Genomic DNA, 17,613 nt, shown 5'->3' with positions numbered 1-17,613 from the left:
GAGTCAGGCCTTCTGGCTGTGCAGGTTTTTCATCGCGCGGTTCCATTCACCGGCGAGGATATCCGGCAGCACGCCGAGGGCAAAGTCGATGCTGGCATCGAGTTTTTCCTGTTCGGCGCGTGGCGCACGACCCAGGACGAAATTTGAAACCATACTGGCGACGCCCGGGTGGCCGATGCCAAGTCGCAGGCGGTAGAAAGTATTCTGATTGCCCAGTTGCGCGATGATGTCGCGCAACCCGTTGTGACCGCCATGGCCGCCGCCCTGCTTGAGCTTGGCAACGCCGGGTGGCAGGTCGAGTTCGTCATGCGCCACGAGGATTTCTTCAGGCTTGATGCGGAAGAATCCGGCAAGGGCCGCCACGGCCTGGCCGCTGCGGTTCATGTACGTGGTGGGAATCAGCAGACGAACATCCTGACCCTGGTGCGAATAGCGCCCGGTCAGGCCGAAATATTTGCGGTCCGCCACAAGGTTCACACCTTGTGCGTTCGCGATGCGCTCAACAAAAAGGGCCCCTGCGTTATGCCGGGTCTGTTCGTATTCAGCGCCTGGATTACCCAGGCCAACGATCAGTTTGATGGCAGTCACGATAGGGGCCCTTCCTTGGAGTGGTGGATAACATCGCCGCAATCCGGGAGAGCGGCGAAAGTGGACGAAAATTGCTCATTTACCATGATGTAAACTCCGCGTTCTCGCCCGCTTTCTCGCTACGTTCCAGTCCGCGATGTTACTTGATCACTCCGGCATCACAGAGTGAATTACTCTGCAGCGCCTTCTTCGGTAGCTTCTGGAGCAACACGTGGAGCGTGGACGTTGGCAACAGCCTTGTCATCACCGTGTGCCAGAGCAACGAACTCAACGCCTTTAGGAGCTTTGAGGTCGGACAGGTGAATGATCGAACCGATTTCGGCGTTAGCCAGGTCGACTTCGATGAATTCAGGCAGGTCTTTCGGCAGGCAGGTCACTTCGATTTCCGAAACAACGTGCGAAATTTCGCCGCCTTTCTTGGTCGGAGCTTCTTCGCCAACGAAGTGTACAGGCACGATAGCGGTCAGTTTCTGGCCAGCTACAACGCGTACGAAGTCGGCGTGCATCACGTGGCCTTTGGCCGGGTGACGCTGCAGAGCCTTGATGATTACGTTTTGCTTGGTGCCACCAACGTTCAGCTCGATGATGTGGCTGTAAGCCGCTTCGTTTTCGAGCAGTTTGGCAACTTCTTTGGCCAGCATGCTGATGGATTCAGGGGCTTTTTCGCCACCGTAAACTACAGCTGGAACCAGGCTTGCGAGACGACGCAGGCGGCGGCTCGCACCTTTCCCCAGGTCGGAACGCACTTCAGCATTCAGAGTAAAATCGTTCATGTTGTATCTCCAAAATAACCACACTCGCCCCAGCGTTTGCGACCAGCGCTAAAGGCGATATGGGCAAAAAAGCCCCGCCCCGACAGGAATGCCGGGGCGGGGCGCTTTTCGTCAACGAGACATTTCGAGAAGGGCAGGGCCCTTAGCGGAACATCGCGCTGATCGATTCTTCATTGCTGATGCGGCGGACCGCCTCGGCAACAACCGGTGCGATATCCAGTTGACGGATACGCGCACAGGCTTGTGCTGCAGCGGACAGCGGGATGGTGTTGGTCACCACCAGCTCGTCCAGCACGGAATTTTCAATGTTTTCGATCGCCCGACCCGACAGCACAGGGTGCGTGCAGTAGGCGAAAACCTTGGCAGCGCCATGCTCTTTCAAGGCCTTGGCCGCGTGGCACAGGGTGCCGGCGGTATCGACCATGTCATCGACCAGAATACAGGTACGCCCTTCGACATCACCGATGATATGCATCACTTCAGAGTGATTGGCTTTCTCACGGCGTTTGTCGATGATCCCGAGATCCACGCCCAGGGATTTGGCAACGGCACGTGCACGCACGACGCCACCAATGTCCGGGGACACGATCATCAGGTTTTCGAAGCGCTGATCTTCAATGTCATCCACCAGAACCGGGGAGCCGTAGATGTTATCTACCGGAATATCGAAGAAACCCTGGATTTGGTCAGCATGCAGATCAACCGTGAGAACACGGTCGATGCCGACTACGGTAAGCATGTCAGCAACGACTTTCGCGCTGATAGCCACACGTGCGGAACGCGGACGGCGATCCTGACGGGCATAACCAAAGTAAGGAATAACAGCAGTGATACGAGTAGCCGAGGAGCGGCGGAAGGCATCAGCCATCACTACCAGTTCCATCAGGTTATCGTTGGTCGGAGCGCAAGTCGGCTGAATAATGAAGACATCTTTACCGCGGACGTTTTCATTGATCTCGGCTGTAATTTCGCCGTCGGAAAATTTACCGACAGAGATGTCACCGAGAGGGATATGCAGCTGACGTACGACACGCCGAGCCAGATCGGGGTTAGCATTCCCCGTAAAGACCATCATCTTGGACACGCGCAGTACCTAGAGGCTGAGGGTAACCTGGATGAGTATTGAAAATGGCAGGGGCGGCTGGATTCGAACCAACGCATGGCAGGATCAAAACCTGCTGCCTTACCGCTTGGCGACGCCCCTGTATCTGTTGCAACGATTACCCAGTAATCGGTTCTTTTAGAGCAGACCTTGCAGCTTGCGATGCAACATCGAAATGTTGCTTCCTTTTGCTACAAACCCTGGAAGGGTCTCTGTAAGAAGGGCCGAGACTTTATCAGCTTCAGCTTTGCTTGGGAAGCCCCCAAACACACAACTTCCAGTTCCGGTGAGTTTTGCTTCGGTAAATTTACCTAACAAATTCAATGCGTTACGTACCTCTGGATAACGCCTTGCTACCACCGGCAAGCAGTCATTTCGACTGTTTCCCTTGGGAACGGGGCGCACTTTAATGGGCGGCGTGTTACGTGTCAACAACGGATCTGAAAAAATTTCTGCCGTACTTACAGAGACTTGCGGTACGAGCACGAGATACCAGGGTTCTTCCGGGTCGACAGGGGTCAGTTTTTCCCCCACGCCCTCGGCGAACGCCGCATGCCCGCGCACGAAAACCGGGACGTCAGCGCCCAGCGTCAGGCCCAGTGCAGCCAGCCGGTCTTCATCCCAACCCAATTGCCACAGATGATTGAGGCCGAGCAGGGTGGTGGCGGCATTCGAACTGCCGCCGCCGATGCCGCCGCCCATGGGCAGGACCTTGTCGATCCAGATATCGATGCCGAGCGAACAGCCGGATTGCGCCTGGAGTTTTTTCGCCGCCTTGACGATCAGGTTGCTGTCGTGAGGGACGCCTTCGAACTCGGTGTGCAGGCGAATGACGCCGTCGTCGCGCACGGCGAAGGTGATTTCGTCGCCGTAGTCGAGAAATTGAAACAGCGTCTGCAGCTCGTGGTAGCCGTCTTCACGGCGACCCAGAATATGCAGCATCAAATTGAGCTTGGCCGGGGAGGGCAGGGTCAGTTGCTTGGCTGGCATTTCATTGCCCCAACTTGCGCGGTTGCCAGGCCTTGATCACCAGCGTGACATCCAGGTCGGTGCCGTGCAATTTGATCCGCTCAGGCAGCCAGTAGCCGTTTTGCTCGGTGTAGGCGGTGTATTCGACCTGCCAGCCGTCCTGTTCGAGACTGGCCAGGCGGCTATTGCCATCGAGGGTCAAGCGGCTTTTGCTGTCCGGCGCCGGCAGTCCGCGGACCCACCAGGCCAGGTTGGAAACCGGCAGCTTCCAGCCAAGCTGCTCTTCGAGCAGGGCATCCGGGGACGCCGCTTCGTAGCGACCCTGGTTGGCGACTTCCAGGGAAACCTTGCCCGGGCGCCCGGTCAGGCGCGCCGCCCCGCGACCCAAGGGGCCGGAGAGACGAATGTCGTAGTAATCCTGGCGTTGCAGCCAGAACAGCGTGCCGCTGCCGGAATCTTTCGGCGCACGGATGCCTATCTTGCCGTCGATCTGCCAGCCATCAAGGCTCGCCAGCTGCTGTTTGTGCTGGCGCCATTGGGCGGGGTCTCCGTGGCCCTCGACCGATTCGCGGGCACCGAAGCCCGCACAACCGGCGAGCAGGGCAATGAAACTGAAAACGATGAAGTGGCGCAAAAACATAATCTTAAAGAGTCTCTGATCCGGTCAGGCGCTTGATGGTACTGCGCAGGGTAGGGCTGTCGGGTTGTTCCTTGAGGAATTTGCCCCAGATTTGCCGGGCTTCGGTTTGCTTGCCATTGGCCCACAGGACTTCGCCCAGGTGGGCGGCGACTTCCTGGTCGGGGAAACGCTCCAGGGCCTGGCGCAGCAGGCGCTCGGCTTCGTCGAGATTGCCCATGCGGTAATTCACCCAGCCGAGGCTGTCGAGCACCGCCGGGTCTTCCGGACTGATCTGGTGCGCTTGCTCGATCAGCGCCTTGGCTTCGGCGTAGCGCGTCGTGCGGTCAGACAGGGTATAGCCGAGGGCGTTCAATGCCATGGCGTTGTCCGGGTCGCGCTTGATAATCAGGCGCAGGTCTTTTTCCATCTGGGCCAGGTCATTGCGTTTTTCCGCCTGCATGGCCCGGGTGTACAGCAGATTCAGGTCATCCGGGTATTGCTGCAGCGCCTGTTCCAGGACTTTCCAGGCCTTGTCCCCCTGTTTGTTGGCGGACAAGGTTTCGGCTTCGATCAGATACAACTGGATCACGTAGTCCGGTTGCTCGTCGCGTTGGGCAGCGAGGCGTTTTTGCGCTTCGGCGGTCCTGCCGTTGCCCATCAGGATATCGGCCTGGCGCAGTTGCGCTGGCAGGTAGTCGTTACCCGGCCCGACCTTGGCGTACTCGATCAGCGCACCTTGTGGATCGTTGCGTTCTTCGGCGATGCGCCCCAGGTTCAGGTGCGCCGAGTCGACGTGGCTGTCACGGGCGATCAGGTCTTCCAGGTAGCCCTTGGCCTCGTCCCAGGCCTTGGCCTCAAGGCACACCAGCGCCAGCGAATAACGCAGGTCGTCGTCATCCGGGTATTGCTGCACCAGGCTGGAGAACTCGGCCTTGGCGTCATCCATGCGGTCCTGTTCGACCAGCATGCGCGCGTAGGTCAGGCGCAGGCGCTTGTCGTCCGGGTATTTCCTGATGCTTTTTTGCAGCAGCGGCAAAGCTTCGTCACCGCGATCCAGGGATTGCAGCAGGCGCGCACGCAGCAGGATCGGGGCGATTTCGCCGTCGTCCGGTGGATTGTCTTCCAGCAGGGTCAGCGCGCCTTTTGTGTCGCCATCCTGTTGCAGCAGCAAGGCCTTGCCGAAAATCAGCTGGCCGTTGTTCGGGTGGCGCTGCAACAAGCGGTCGAAACTTTTCATCAGGCCGTTGCGCGTGTCCTGGTCGGTATCGGCCGCGGACAGCGCGAGGAAGTCGAAATGGGTATCGCCCTTGCCCTGCAGCACCTTCTCCATATAGACCATGGAGTCGTCATAGCGCCCGGCGCGCGCCAGTTGCACGGCGGCGGCCCGCTGGGCCTCAAGGTCGTCCGGCGCGTTTTTCGCCCAGATCAGTGCCGTGTCCAGGGCGGCCTGGTCGGCGCCCAGGTACTCGGCAATGCGGAAGGCCCGCTCGGAGATGCCCGGATCCTGGGTGTTGATGGCCTGGGTCACGTAGTTGTCCAGGGCGATGTCGAAACGATTGCGCTGGCCAGCCAGTTCCGCGCTCAACAGACTGAAGACGGTGTCTTCGCTGAACGAGCTGTAGACCTTGGGCTTTTCAGGGGCCACCGTGGTGTCTTCGACCGGCGACGGGTCGTCCGTCGACGCGGGGGCCAGGGCCTGGCAGCCGCTGAGAAAGACAAGGGCAAGGAGCAACGCGGAAGATCTATTCATATAGGAAGAGGACGACTAACCTGCGGTCGGATCATCATGACACAAGCCTTACGTCAAACATAACCGCCGAACTGATTTCAAGTGAGCGCGCTCCCCTGTAGGAGCCGGCTTGCTGGCGATGGTGGTGAACGATGACGCATTTATTCTGGAAAGGACGCGGCGCCTGCAAGTCCATCGCCAGCAAGCCGGCGCCTGCAGCGAGCGGTGTGCGGATCAAAATCTGTGTAAACGAGAACCGCTCGCAATTCGCGGCATCACCTACCAGGTCAATAGATATCGAGTAGTTGTTCTCCATGTGTCGAAGTAGGACAATTGCCGGCTTCACGTCACCACCAGCGACCTTGAATGGCCTTCCTTGCACTCGGTATTAACCACAAGACTGCTTCAGTAGACGTCCGCGAGCGCGTGGCCTTTACCCCTGAGCAGCTGGTTGAGGCCTTGCAGCAGCTCTGCCGACTCACCGACAGCCGCGAAGCTGCGATCCTCTCCACCTGCAATCGCAGTGAACTCTATATAGAACAGGATCACCTGTCGGCCGATACCGTGCTGCGCTGGCTGGCCGAATATCATCATTTGAGCCTGGATGAGCTGCGCGCGAGCGCTTATGTGCACGAAGACGATGCGGCAGTTCGTCACATGATGCGGGTCGCCTCCGGGCTCGATTCGCTGGTGTTGGGCGAACCGCAGATCCTCGGCCAGATGAAATCCGCCTACGCCGTCGCGCGGGAGGCCGGGACCATCGGACCGTTGCTCGGGCGCCTGTTCCAGGCCACGTTCAATGCGGCCAAGCAAGTGCGCACCGACACCGCCATTGGCGAGAACCCGGTGTCCGTGGCGTTTGCCGCGGTCAGCCTGGCCAAACAGATTTTCAGTGACCTGCAACGCAGCCAGGCCTTGCTGATCGGCGCCGGCGAGACCATCACCCTGGTCGCCCGCCACCTGCATGACCTGGGCGTAAAGCGTATCGTGGTCGCCAACCGTACACTGGAGCGCGCGAGCATCCTGGCCGAGCAGTTCGGCGCCCATGCGGTGCTGCTGTCGGACATCCCGGCGGAGCTGGTGCGCAGCGACATCGTCATCAGTTCCACCGCCAGCCAGTTGCCGATCCTTGGCAAGGGCGCTGTCGAAAGCGCCCTGAAGCTGCGCAAGCACAAGCCGATCTTCATGGTCGATATCGCCGTACCGCGTGATATCGAGCCAGAAGTCGGCGAATTGGACGACGTCTACCTGTATAGCGTCGACGATCTCCACGAAGTGGTCGCCGAGAACCTCAAGAGTCGCCAGGGTGCAGCCCAGGCCGCGGAAGAGATGGTCTCGGTCGGCGCCGAAGATTTCATGGTACGCCTGCGCGAACTGGCGGCGGTCGACGTGCTCAAGGCCTATCGTCAACAGAGCGAACGCCTGCGCGACGAAGAATTGCAAAAGGCCCAGCGCCTGCTGGCCAACGGCAGCAGCGCCGAAGAGGTGCTGGTGCAATTGGCACGCGGCTTGACCAATAAACTCTTGCACGCACCGAGCGTGCAGTTGAAAAAGCTCTCTGCCGAAGGTCGCCTCGATGCGCTGGCGATGGCCCAGGAACTCTTTGCCCTCGGTGAGGGCTCATCGGATAGCTTTTCGGATAAGAAACCGCAATGAAAGCGTCACTGCTCAATAAGCTGGACATCCTCCAGGACCGTTTCGAGGAATTGACCGCCTTGCTTGGCGATGGCGAGGTCATTTCCGATCAGAACAAGTTCCGCGCCTATTCCAAGGAGTACGCGGAAGTCGAGCCGATCGTCGAAACCTATAAACAGCTGCTTAAAGTGCAGGGCGACCTCGAAGGCGCCCAGGCCTTGCTCAAGGACAGCGACCCGGACATGCGCGAAATGGCCGTGGAAGAAGTCCGCGAGGCCAAGGAACGCCTGGTCGAACTGGAAGCCAATCTGCAACGCATGTTGCTGCCCAAGGACCCGAACGACGGGCGCAACGTGTTCCTCGAAATCCGCGCGGGCACCGGCGGTGACGAAGCGGCGATTTTCTCCGGCGACCTGTTCCGCATGTATTCGCGTTACGCCGAGCGGCGCGGCTGGCGGGTGGAGATCCTCTCGGAAAACGAGGGTGAACACGGCGGCTACAAGGAAGTCATCGCGCGAGTAGAGGGCGACAACGTCTACGGCAAGCTGAAGTTCGAGTCCGGCGCCCACCGCGTGCAACGCGTACCGGCGACCGAGTCCCAGGGACGCATCCACACCTCGGCCTGCACCGTGGCGGTATTGCCCGAGCCGGACGAACAGGAAGCGATCGAGATCAACCCGGCGGACTTGCGCATCGATACCTATCGCTCCTCCGGTGCGGGCGGTCAGCACGTGAACAAGACCGATTCGGCGATTCGCATCACCCACTTGCCGTCCGGCATCGTGGTCGAGTGCCAGGAAGAACGTTCGCAGCACAAGAACCGCGCCCGGGCGATGTCCTGGCTGTCGGCCAAGCTCAACGACCAGCAGACCAGTGCCGCCGCCAATGCCATCGCCAGCGAGCGTAAATTGCTGGTGGGTTCGGGGGATCGCTCGGAACGCATCCGCACCTACAACTTCGCCCAGGGCCGGGTCACCGACCACCGGGTCAACCTGACCCTGTATTCCCTCGACGAAATCCTCGCCGGGGGCGTCGATGCAGTGATCGAGCCGTTGCTGGCCGAGTACCAGGCCGATCAACTGGCCGCCATAGGTGAGTAAATGACGATCATTGCCAGTCTGTTGCGCGCGGCCGATCTGCCCGACTCGCCCACGGCGCGCCTGGATGCCGAGTTGTTGCTGGCGGCGGCGCTGGGCAAGTCCCGCAGCTTCCTGCACACCTGGCCGGAACGTATCGTGCCGAGCGAAGCGGCGTTAACGTTTGCGGAGTATTTGCAGCGTCGCCGCAGCGGTGAGCCGGTGGCGTACATTCTTGGCCAGCAAGGTTTCTGGAAACTCGACCTGGAAGTCGCACCGCACACCCTGATTCCGCGCCCGGACACTGAGTTGCTGGTGGAAGCCGCGCTGGAACTGTTGCCCGCCACGCCCGCCAAAGTTCTCGATCTGGGCACTGGCAGCGGCGCGATTGCCCTGGCCTTGGCCAGCGAACGTCCGGCATGGAAGGTCACCGCTGTGGATCGTGTGCTGGAAGCCGTGGCCCTGGCCGAGCGCAATCGCCAGCGCTTGCACCTGAGCAATGCCACGGTGCTGAGCAGTCATTGGTTCAGCGCCCTGCAAGGTCAACGTTTTCAACTGATCATCAGCAATCCGCCCTATATTGCGTCCGCCGATCCGCACCTGGTGGAAGGCGACGTGCGTTTCGAACCGGCCAGCGCCCTGGTGGCCGGTGTCGACGGGCTCGACGATTTGCGCTTGATCATTGCCCAGGCGCCGGACCATCTGGACGCGGGCGGCTGGCTGATGCTCGAGCACGGTTACGATCAGGCCGAGGCGGTGCGCGATCTACTGCTGACCCATGGTTTCGAACAGGTGCACAGCCGCACCGACCTGGGCGGTCATCAACGCATAAGCCTGGGGTGCCTGCCATGCTGAATGATCAGGAATTGCTGCGTTACAGCCGGCAGATTCTGTTGCAGCACATTGATATCGACGGCCAGTTGCGGCTCAAGGAAAGCCGCGTGCTGATCGTCGGCCTCGGCGGGCTTGGCGCGCCGGTGGCGCTGTACCTGGCGGCGGCCGGCGTGGGTGAGTTGCATCTGGCGGACTTCGATACGGTCGACCTGACCAACCTGCAACGCCAGATCATTCACGACACCGACAGCGTCGGCATGAGCAAGGTCGACTCGGCGATCAAGCGCCTGACGGCCATCAACCCGCAGATCGCGCTGGTCGCCCATCGCGCGGCGCTGGATGAAGACTCGCTGGCGGCGGTCGTGGCCGGTGTGGATCTGGTCCTCGACTGCTCCGATAATTTTTCCACCCGTGAAGCGGTCAACGCCGCTTGCGTGAGCGCCGGCAAGCCGCTGGTCAGCGGTGCGGCGATTCGCCTGGAAGGGCAATTGTCGGTGTTCGACCCGCGTCGCGCAGAAAGCCCTTGCTATCACTGTTTGTATGGGCACGGCAGCGAAGCCGAATTGACCTGCAGCGAGGCCGGGGTGGTCGGTCCGCTGGTGGGGCTGGTCGGCAGCCTGCAAGCCCTCGAAGCGCTGAAGTTGCTGGCCGGCTTTGGCGAGCCGCTGGTGGGGCGCCTGTTGTTGATCGACGCCTTGGGTACGCGCTTTCGCGAATTGCGGGTCAAGCGTGATCCGGGGTGCAGCGTCTGTGGGCCCAAGCATGCGTGAGGCGCCGATCGGCGTGTTCGACTCCGGCGTCGGTGGGCTTTCGGTGCTGGCCGAGATCCAGCGTTTGTTGCCTGACGAATCCCTGTTGTACTTCGGCGACTGTGGGAACATTCCCTACGGCGAGAAAACCCCGGAATTCATCCGCCAGCGTTGCAGCGTCATGGCCGAGTTTTTTCAAGGCCAGGGCGCCAAGGCCCTGGTATTGGCCTGTAACACCGCGACGGTCGCGGGGGTCGCCGACCTGCGTCGCGATTACCCGCAGTGGCCCATCGTCGGCATGGAACCTGCCGTCAAGCCGGCGGCCGCCGCGACCCGCAGCGGCGTGGTCGGCGTGCTGGCCACCACGGGCACCCTGCAGAGCGCCAAGTTCGCCGCGCTGCTCGACCGATTCGCCACCGACGTTCGAGTGATCACCCAGCCCTGCCCCGGGTTGGTCGATTTGATCGAACAAGGCGATCTGCACAGCCCCACCCTGCGTCAGTTGCTGCAGGGTTACGTCGAGCCGCTGCTTGCCGAAGGCGCCGACACCATCATCCTGGGCTGCACCCATTACCCGTTTCTCAAGCCGCTGCTCAAGCAGATGATCCCCGATGACATCAGCCTGATCGACACCGGCGCGGCGGTCGCGCGCCAGCTTCAACGCCTGCTGGCCGAGCGCGAACTACTCGCCGCCGGGCCTGCGCGTGCTGCGCAGTTCTGGACCAGTGCCGATCCTGTTCATTTCACAAATATATTGCCAATCTTGTGGAATAACGCTGGGGTTGTGCGAAGCTTCGAAGGGTAAACAAGTTGTGGGGCAGGGGCACAATTGGGGTGGAACTTCTGAATAACCGTCGACTTCTATAGCTGGGTACGTAGAGCAAAAAAAACACCAAACGTAATCGTTCGGAAAAGGATGTTTCTATGAAGCGACTATTTTGCTTGGCCGCGATTGCGGCTGCACTGATGGGGCACAGTTTCACTGCACAGGCGGCAGGCGTGGAGTTCGGGATCGGCCAGACCCCCGAGTCGACCATGACTTATCGGCTGGGCATGCAATTCGATTGGGACAAGAGCTGGTGGCAAAGCGACGTCGGTCGTTTGACCGGTTACTGGAGCGGCGCCTACACCTACTGGGATGGCGACGAGAAATCCAGCAACCACAGCCTTTCGTTCTCCCCAGTGTTTGTTTATGAGTTCGCCGGTGAGAGCGTTAAACCCTATGTGGAACTCGGGGTTGGCGTGGCGGTGTTCGCCACTACCGAAGTGGAAAACAACGACCTGGGCAGCGCGTTTCAGTTCGAAGACCGTTTAGGTGTCGGCCTGCGTTTTGCTGGCGGGCATGAAGTCGGAGTTCGCGCCACGCACTATTCCAATGCCGGGATCGCCAGTCCCAACCAAGGCGTAGAAAGTTACGCGCTGCATTACACGATGCCGTTGTAAGGATCACTGCCTGAGCAACATACCCTGTGGGAGCCAGCCTGCTGGCGATTGCGATTTCAGGTTCAACATTAGTGTTGACTGAAACACCGCCATCGCCAGCAGGCTGGCTCCCACAATGAGTTTCAGCGATACGCCGTCGAAATGCCTTGGCGTTCCTCAATGCATTCCGGTGCCCCCATCTCGAATTCCCGGCAGATCAGCGGGCGTTTTTCGTAGATGGTGCACATCATCGTGTTGCGATCCAGCGCGGCGCACCAGCCGTCATCCAGGCGCAGCATGACTTCCCCACCCCAATCATCGGTGTCGATGAATCGCTCGGGCACGCCGGTATCGGTGATCAGCATGACTTCGAGCTGGCAGCAGCAGGCTGCACAGGTCGAGCAGGTCACCGTCGGCGTGGCGATTTGTGTGTGAGGGATGGTTTTCATGGCGCGCAGTGTAAGGCAGTCAGCCGGCGCCGTGTGAAAGCTCTGACGGACGCTCAGTGGCTGGCGTGCACTGCAAGTTTGTTGATCACAACTGATCCATGATCGGCGGGCTGCTGCGAACCATGCGTTTGCCAATCGCCAACCGGGTCCGGTCGGTCGTTTTCGACAGCGGCCAGAGGGTTGCCATGAGCGTTCCCGGCAACGGGATATCCACAGGCCGGTTCTTCATTTCGTGGAAAATGTGCTGGGCAGCTTTCCCCGTTGGCCAGGCGTTTTTCGATGTCAGTGAGGTCTCGACGAAGCCGGGGCTGACCACCGTGACTTCGATCCCTTCCGGTGCCAGGTCAATGCGCAGGGATTCGAACAGGTGACGCATCCCGGCTTTCGAGGCGCTATAGGCCTCTGCGCGGGGCAGTGGCAGGTAAGTCACCGAACTGGCCAGGCCTACCAGGTGCGGCGCCGTGCCAGCGCGCAGCAGTGGCAGCGCCGCTTCGATGCAGTAGCTGCTGGCGAGCAGGTTGGTGCGCACCACATGCTCGATGATCGAGGCGTCGAACTGCTTGGCATCCACGTATTCGCAGGTGCCGGCGTTGAGGATCACGGTGTCCAGATATCCCCAGTCCTGGGCAATCTGCTCGCCGATTTCACGTACCGTCTGGCTGTTGGTCAAGTCGCCAGCCACCACCAATACCTGCCCGGGATAGCGCAGGGACAGGACTCTCAGCGGCGCCAGCGAGCGGGAGCTGACGGCCAGGTGGGCGCCGGTCTTGAGTATTTCTTCGGCCAGCGCGGCGCCAATGCCGCTGCTCGCACCGGTCAACCAGTATCGACGTGGAGGTGTAAGGCTCATCCCGTTCTCCTTTGCAGCCAGGCAATCGCCCGGCCCCATACCGGTAGATGTTCATAAAAACGTAGCATTCGGCTATTCATGGTGGCTCCCGGCAGTTTGCCGCGACGGCAGATTCTTGAACGCGGCCAAGGCGCGAGCACGGGAGGTGTTCAAGTCGACGATCGGAGCAGGATAACCGGTCACACCGAACAGTCCGCCAAGTTGCGCCGGGTTGTGCACAGCCTTGTTATCGAGCTCCGACAACTGGGGTAGCCAGTGCTTGATGAACCGGCCATCGGCGTCGAATTTTAGCGACTGGCTCAGCGGGTTGAAAATCCGGAAGTAAGGCGCCGAGTCGGTGCCGGTGGACGAACTCCACTGCCAGCCGCCGTTGTTCGCTGCCAGGTCGCCATCGATCAGGTGGCGCATGAAAAAACGTTCGCCCTCGCGCCAGTCGATCAACAGGTTCTTGGTCAGGAACATCGCCACCACCATACGCAGGCGATTGTGCATCCAGCCGGTTTCCAGCAACTGGCGCATGGCCGCGTCGATGATCGGAAAGCCGGTACGGCCTTGCTGCCAGGCGGCGAGCTCCTCGGGAGCATTGCGCCACGCCAAGGCTTCGGTTTCCGGGCGAAAGGCACGGTGACGGGAGACTCGCGGGTAGCCCACCAGAATGTGTTTGTAGAACTCGCGCCACAGCAGTTCATTGATCCAGGTGACGGCGCCGACCTTGCCGCTTTCGAGCTCGCCTTGATTGCTTTGCAGCGCGGCATGCAGGCACTGGCGGGGCGAAATCACCCCGGCGGCCAGATAGGCCGAGAGTTGGCTGGTGCCGGGTTTTGCCGGAAAGTCGCGCTCGCTCTGGTAGTAGTCGATCTGCACCTCGGCAAAGCTGTCGAGACGGCGCCGGGCTTCGTCTTCACCGGCCGGCCACAGGGCGCGCAGGCGGTCAGGGGGCACGTCGAAGCCTTCGACCTGCGTCGCGATGGCGTCGCTGGCTATATTCAGCGGCGCTTGCGCCACCGGTGCAGGTAGCAGGCCCGGCAGCGAGTGACGCAGCCGTTCATGACAGACCTTGCGGAACTGACTGAAGACCTGAAAGTAAGTACCGGTTTTGCTCAGCACACTGCCGGGCTTGAACAGCAACTGATCGAGGTAGCGGCGGACCTCGATGCCTTCGGTCTTCAGGGCCCGGGCCACCGCGGCATCGCGACGGGTTTCATGGATGCCGTATTCCTCGTTGAGATGCACCGTGTCGATCTGCAATTGCCGGCACAGCTCGAGCAGCACGGTCGGAGCGTCATCCCAGCGGGGAGCATTGCGGATCAGCAGGGGAATGTTCAACTGGCCCAACACACGACTCAACGCCTGCAGGTTGCGCAGCCAGAAGTCCACTTTGCAGGCGGCGTCGTCATGTTCACGCCATTGCTCCGGACTCAGCAAAAACACCGCCACAGTCGGGCCACGGGTTGCCGCGGCCGCGAGGGCGGTGTTGTCATGCAGGCGCAGGTCGCTGCGCAGCCAGATCAATTGCATGTGGGTGTCCGCTCGAACCGTTGAAATGCCATTAAACGAGCCCGCATTGAACCAGTACCTGGTGCGCCGCCAACGGATTGTCGGCCAGGTACAGATCAGCGATCCCTGACGTTATTGCGGACAACTCGGTGTTGTGAATGCACACCGTGGGTCCGGCGATCATTTTTGGGCAACTGGTGCCGTTTAAAAGTTTCACCACCTGTGAAAGGTTTATCGCTTTGCTGGAATACAGCAAGACGCCCCGTGGTTGCAGTAGATCGACAGCCATTGCCAGTTCGCTGGCCGGGAGTGGCCAGTCAAACACTTGCACCGGGCAATCGGCGCTGCTGATCAACCACGCGGTGAGCCACAGGTGAGGTTCAAGTGGCAGGTCCGAGTGGTTGATCAACAGCAGTGGCGCGCTGTGTAACTGACGATTGTCATGGTAGATGCGCGCGCCAAACTTGCTACGCAGCCAGGAGTAAAAAAATACCCGTTCCATCTGCGTGCCGAACTGCCCTTGCCAGCGCTGTTCAAGTTCCGCCAGCAGGGGCAGGAGCAACTGCTCGCACAGGGTGCGCGGAGGGTACAGCGCCATGGCCTGGTTGACGGTGTCGTCCAGGGTTCGTTCGCTCAGCTGCGAGACGGCGTGCAGCAAGGTATGGCGCAACACCTGCCAATCGTTTTCAACGAACCCGCTGAAGGCCTGTGGGGTGTCGAGCAATTGCTTGACCTGGCTGACGGCCACGCCGCGGTTGATCCAGGTGAGTATCGCCAAAATGCGCTGTACATGTTCAGCCGAGAACAGCCGGTGCCCCTTGGGTGTGCGTTGCGGCACGATCAAGCCATAGCGACGTTCCCAGGCTCGCAGCGTCACGGCATTCACCCCGGTCTGCCGGGCGACTTCGCGGATCGGCAGCCAGCCTTCGTCCAGGGCCTTCTTGAAGTCGGCACCGAGGTCTTCGCTGGCGCTGCTGTCGAGTAGGGGTTTCATCAGATGGCGTTTCGCAGGCTGAGATTTTCCGGATGGGGTTGCAGGTACACCTGCTGGTCGATGTACGGGTCCGGGTGTTGGCGAAAGTGATGCTTGAGCAACGTCAGCGGGACCACCAGCGGCACGATGCCTTGGCGGTATTGACCGATGAGGTGTTGCATTTCCTGCTTGTCCTCGGCGCTGAGGGTTTTTTTCAGGTAACCGCTCAGGTGATGCAACACATTGGTGTGGGTGCGGCGGGTGGCACATTTCTTCAGGGCGGCCATCAGTTGGCTGAAGTAGCGCGGCCCGAGTTCCTGCGGGTCGGTCTGGCCCATGTTGCCCAGCAGATTGCCGAGGATTTTGTATTGCATCGGGTTGTGGGCCATCAGCAGGTATTTGTAGCGTGAGTGAAATGTTGTCAGGCCGCGGCGGCTCAGGCCCTCCTGTAACAATTGTTGCCAGGCGCTGTAGGCGAATACGCGGGTGAGAAAGTTTTCGCGCAGCACCGGGTCGTTGAGCCGACCGTCCTCTTCCACCGGCAGATCCGCTTGCAGGGCGCAGAACGCCCGGGCGTAGATGCCCCGGCCACCGCCAGTCACCGGGGCGCCGTTGGCGTGGTAGACCTTGACCCGCTCCAGGCCGCAGGAAGGGGATTGCTGCATGAAGATGTAACCGCAGATATCGCCTAGCTCCGCCGCCATATGGCGGCCATAGTCCGCCAGCGGCTGGGTGACATCGAGGTCGCGATCGACCGTGCCGACGGCCTGGGGAGCCTGAGCATCGCCCACCAGCCGGATGGGCTGGCGCGGAATGCCCAGGCCGATGGCGACTTCCGGGCAGATGGGGACAAAATCGAAGTATTCGCCGAGGGCCTGGCGGCACAGCGGTGATGCCTTGTGGCCGCCGTTGTAGCGCACGTCAAAACCCATCAGGCAGGCGCTGATGGCAATTTTTGGTTTGGCGGAGGGCAGGGGCATCGAGTACCTCGGAATCTAAACCTGTACAGAGCTAAAAGGCTGTACAACATAGGTTCATCATAGATTCAAAGGTGTACAAGTCAAATTTCTTGTATAGGTTTTTGCGTGGCTTGGTCTCAGCGACGTTGCCAGCGATCCAGGTACGGCGGTGTTCAGCACACCACGTTATCGTTCATCGCTGGCAAGCCAGTGTCGCGGTGTTGCGTTATTGCAAGTGTGCATGCAGGCGGCGGGCGGCTTCCTGGCCGCTGAGCCATGCACCTTCCACGCGGCCGGACAGGCACCAGTCGCCACACGCATACAGGCCCAGGTCGGCATCGGCCAGGGTGGCCCATTCATGACTGCTGGCGGGGCGGGCGTAGAGCCAGCGGTGGGCCAGGCTGAAGCTGGGTGCGGGCATGGCGTCGTGCAACAGCTCGGCGAACGCGCCATGCAATTGCTCGATCACCGCTTCTTTCGGCAGGTCGATATGCTGGCGGCTCCAGGCACTGGTGGCGTGCAGCACCCAGGTGTCGAGGGTGTTGTCGCGCCCCGGTTTGCTGCGGTTGCGAGCCAGCCAGTCAAGCGGACTGTCTTGCACGAAGCAGCCCTCGATGGGCGTTTCCAGCGGTGTCTCGAAGGCCAGGGCAACGGCCCAGGTAGGGTCCATTTTTACACCGGCGGCGGCGCCCGCGAGCTTCGGCGCGGAGGCCAGCAGCGCGGTGGCCTGGGGTGCCGGAGTGGCGATGATCACGTGACTGAACGGGCCGTGGGTGAAACCTTCGGCATCCTGCAGATGCCAGTGTTCTTCGCCGCGATACACCTCGGTGATCCGGCAGGCGAAATGCACTTCCAGGTCGCCCAGCAGGGCACGGGTGATGGCGCTCATGCGCGGGGTGCCGACCCAGCGTGTCTGTTCGTCCGGCGACAGATCGAGCCGGCCGCCATGGTAGGTATACAGCTGCGGCGTCCATTCCGCGACCCAGCCATTGGCTTGCCAGCGCTGGACTTCGGTGACAAAACGGCGGTCGCGGGCGGTGAAATATTGCGCGCCCATGTCCAGGGCACCCGCATCGCTGCGCTTGCTCGACATGCGTCCGCCACTGCCGCGGCTTTTATCGAAAAGTTGCACGACATGCCCCAGGTCGGTCAGGGCTTGTGCGGCTGAGAGTCCGGCAATGCCGGTGCCGATGATTGCGATAGGTACAGTCATAAGGGCCTCGTTTACCTGTCTGTACAGACTACGCCGGGGTTGAAACCTGTACAATATTGTTTTTTGGTATAACTTTCAGCGTTCTCGTTCTGACAGCTTGGCCTATTGTTAAACACAGAGCCTGCCCGATACCAAAAGATCCCTTGCTTATAAAAATAGACTAGTGATCAGGGTAA

Annotated in this window: 18 protein-coding genes and 1 tRNA gene; 6 read left to right on the top strand and 13 right to left on the bottom strand. The window is 60.6% G+C overall.

Annotation, left to right across the window (positions count from 1 at the left end; translation table 11 throughout):
- Positions 1 to 3: 3 nt before the first annotated feature.
- The 7 genes from pth to SOP85_RS12365 form a co-directional block, all read right to left on the bottom strand.
- The gene (gene pth, locus SOP85_RS12395; RefSeq protein ID WP_008037207.1) at positions 4 to 588 is read right to left on the bottom strand and encodes an aminoacyl-tRNA hydrolase; all 585 of its coding nucleotides are present in this window, start codon (positions 586 to 588) and stop codon (positions 4 to 6) included.
- Between the two features lie 170 nt (positions 589 to 758).
- Positions 759 to 1,361: a 50S ribosomal protein L25/general stress protein Ctc gene (locus SOP85_RS12390; protein WP_274074158.1), complete on the bottom strand. Its 603-nt coding sequence runs from the start codon at positions 1,359 to 1,361 to the stop codon at positions 759 to 761.
- Between the two features lie 142 nt (positions 1,362 to 1,503).
- Positions 1,504 to 2,445: a ribose-phosphate pyrophosphokinase gene (locus tag SOP85_RS12385; RefSeq protein ID WP_003171603.1), complete on the bottom strand. Its 942-nt coding sequence runs from the start codon at positions 2,443 to 2,445 to the stop codon at positions 1,504 to 1,506.
- A 45-nt stretch (positions 2,446 to 2,490) separates the two neighbouring features.
- Positions 2,491 to 2,565 (bottom strand) — tRNA-Gln (locus SOP85_RS12380).
- Positions 2,566 to 2,601: 36 nt separating this feature from the next.
- Positions 2,602 to 3,453, bottom strand: a complete 852-nt coding sequence (gene ispE / locus SOP85_RS12375) for a 4-(cytidine 5'-diphospho)-2-C-methyl-D-erythritol kinase (protein ID WP_323627079.1) — start codon at positions 3,451 to 3,453, stop codon at positions 2,602 to 2,604.
- Position 3,454: 1 nt separating this feature from the next.
- Positions 3,455 to 4,072, bottom strand: a complete 618-nt coding sequence (gene lolB / locus SOP85_RS12370) for a lipoprotein insertase outer membrane protein LolB (protein WP_323607000.1) — start codon at positions 4,070 to 4,072, stop codon at positions 3,455 to 3,457.
- Positions 4,073 to 4,076: 4 nt separating this feature from the next.
- A complete protein-coding gene (locus SOP85_RS12365; RefSeq protein WP_274074161.1) occupies positions 4,077 to 5,801 on the bottom strand; it encodes a tetratricopeptide repeat protein in 1,725 nt (574 codons plus the stop codon).
- 345 nt (positions 5,802 to 6,146) lie between these two features.
- Here SOP85_RS12365 and hemA point away from each other — a divergent pair, with 345 nt between their 5' ends.
- The 6 genes from hemA to SOP85_RS12335 all read left to right on the top strand — a co-directional run bounded on the left by hemA (position 6,147) and on the right by SOP85_RS12335 (position 11,517).
- Positions 6,147 to 7,436 (top strand): glutamyl-tRNA reductase, encoded by a 1,290-nt coding sequence (gene hemA / locus SOP85_RS12360; RefSeq protein WP_274074162.1) that lies wholly within the window; start codon positions 6,147 to 6,149, stop codon positions 7,434 to 7,436.
- Complete coding sequence (gene prfA, locus SOP85_RS12355) at positions 7,433 to 8,515, top strand: peptide chain release factor 1 (RefSeq protein WP_020799741.1); 1,083 nt, start codon at positions 7,433 to 7,435, stop codon at positions 8,513 to 8,515. Before hemA ends, prfA begins: the two co-directional genes overlap by 4 nt.
- On the top strand, positions 8,516 to 9,346 hold the full coding sequence (prmC, locus tag SOP85_RS12350; protein ID WP_323627078.1) for a peptide chain release factor N(5)-glutamine methyltransferase: 831 nt from the start codon (positions 8,516 to 8,518) through the stop codon (positions 9,344 to 9,346).
- On the top strand, positions 9,340 to 10,095 hold the full coding sequence (locus tag SOP85_RS12345) for a molybdopterin-synthase adenylyltransferase MoeB (protein WP_274074164.1): 756 nt from the start codon (positions 9,340 to 9,342) through the stop codon (positions 10,093 to 10,095). Before prmC ends, SOP85_RS12345 begins: the two co-directional genes overlap by 7 nt.
- The gene (gene murI / locus SOP85_RS12340) at positions 10,088 to 10,879 is read left to right on the top strand and encodes a glutamate racemase (RefSeq protein ID WP_323606996.1); all 792 of its coding nucleotides are present in this window, start codon (positions 10,088 to 10,090) and stop codon (positions 10,877 to 10,879) included. Before SOP85_RS12345 ends, murI begins: the two co-directional genes overlap by 8 nt.
- Before the next feature lie 119 nt (positions 10,880 to 10,998).
- Positions 10,999 to 11,517, top strand: a complete 519-nt coding sequence (locus SOP85_RS12335) for an acyloxyacyl hydrolase (protein WP_274074166.1) — start codon at positions 10,999 to 11,001, stop codon at positions 11,515 to 11,517.
- Positions 11,518 to 11,639: 122 nt separating this feature from the next.
- Here SOP85_RS12335 and SOP85_RS12330 read toward each other — a convergent pair whose 3' ends face one another.
- From SOP85_RS12330 to SOP85_RS12305, 6 genes are all read right to left on the bottom strand, one after another.
- Positions 11,640 to 11,945: a YkgJ family cysteine cluster protein gene (locus tag SOP85_RS12330; RefSeq protein ID WP_274074167.1), complete on the bottom strand. Its 306-nt coding sequence runs from the start codon at positions 11,943 to 11,945 to the stop codon at positions 11,640 to 11,642.
- 85 nt (positions 11,946 to 12,030) lie between these two features.
- Entirely contained in the window at positions 12,031 to 12,795 is a 765-nt protein-coding gene (locus tag SOP85_RS12325; RefSeq protein ID WP_323627077.1) for an SDR family NAD(P)-dependent oxidoreductase, read from the bottom strand.
- Positions 12,796 to 12,867: 72 nt separating this feature from the next.
- The gene (phrB, locus tag SOP85_RS12320) at positions 12,868 to 14,313 is read right to left on the bottom strand and encodes a deoxyribodipyrimidine photo-lyase (protein ID WP_323627076.1); all 1,446 of its coding nucleotides are present in this window, start codon (positions 14,311 to 14,313) and stop codon (positions 12,868 to 12,870) included.
- 31 nt (positions 14,314 to 14,344) lie between these two features.
- Positions 14,345 to 15,286, bottom strand: coding sequence for a MerR family transcriptional regulator (locus SOP85_RS12315; RefSeq protein WP_323627075.1), 942 nt, complete (start codon positions 15,284 to 15,286; stop codon positions 14,345 to 14,347).
- On the bottom strand, positions 15,286 to 16,245 hold the full coding sequence (locus SOP85_RS12310) for a YbgA family protein (RefSeq protein WP_323627074.1): 960 nt from the start codon (positions 16,243 to 16,245) through the stop codon (positions 15,286 to 15,288). The genes SOP85_RS12315 and SOP85_RS12310 overlap by 1 nt, the downstream gene beginning before the upstream one ends.
- A gap of 205 nt (positions 16,246 to 16,450) precedes the next feature.
- Positions 16,451 to 17,437 (bottom strand): NAD(P)/FAD-dependent oxidoreductase, encoded by a 987-nt coding sequence (locus tag SOP85_RS12305; RefSeq protein WP_274074172.1) that lies wholly within the window; start codon positions 17,435 to 17,437, stop codon positions 16,451 to 16,453.
- Positions 17,438 to 17,613 lie beyond the last annotated feature (176 nt).

The sequence above is a fragment of the Pseudomonas sp. YuFO20 genome (genome assembly GCF_035064975.1).
Classification (GTDB): domain Bacteria; phylum Pseudomonadota; class Gammaproteobacteria; order Pseudomonadales; family Pseudomonadaceae; genus Aquipseudomonas; species Aquipseudomonas putida_AE.
Note: the sequence above shows the minus strand (reverse complement) of the source record. Positions and strands in the feature narration are given on the sequence as shown.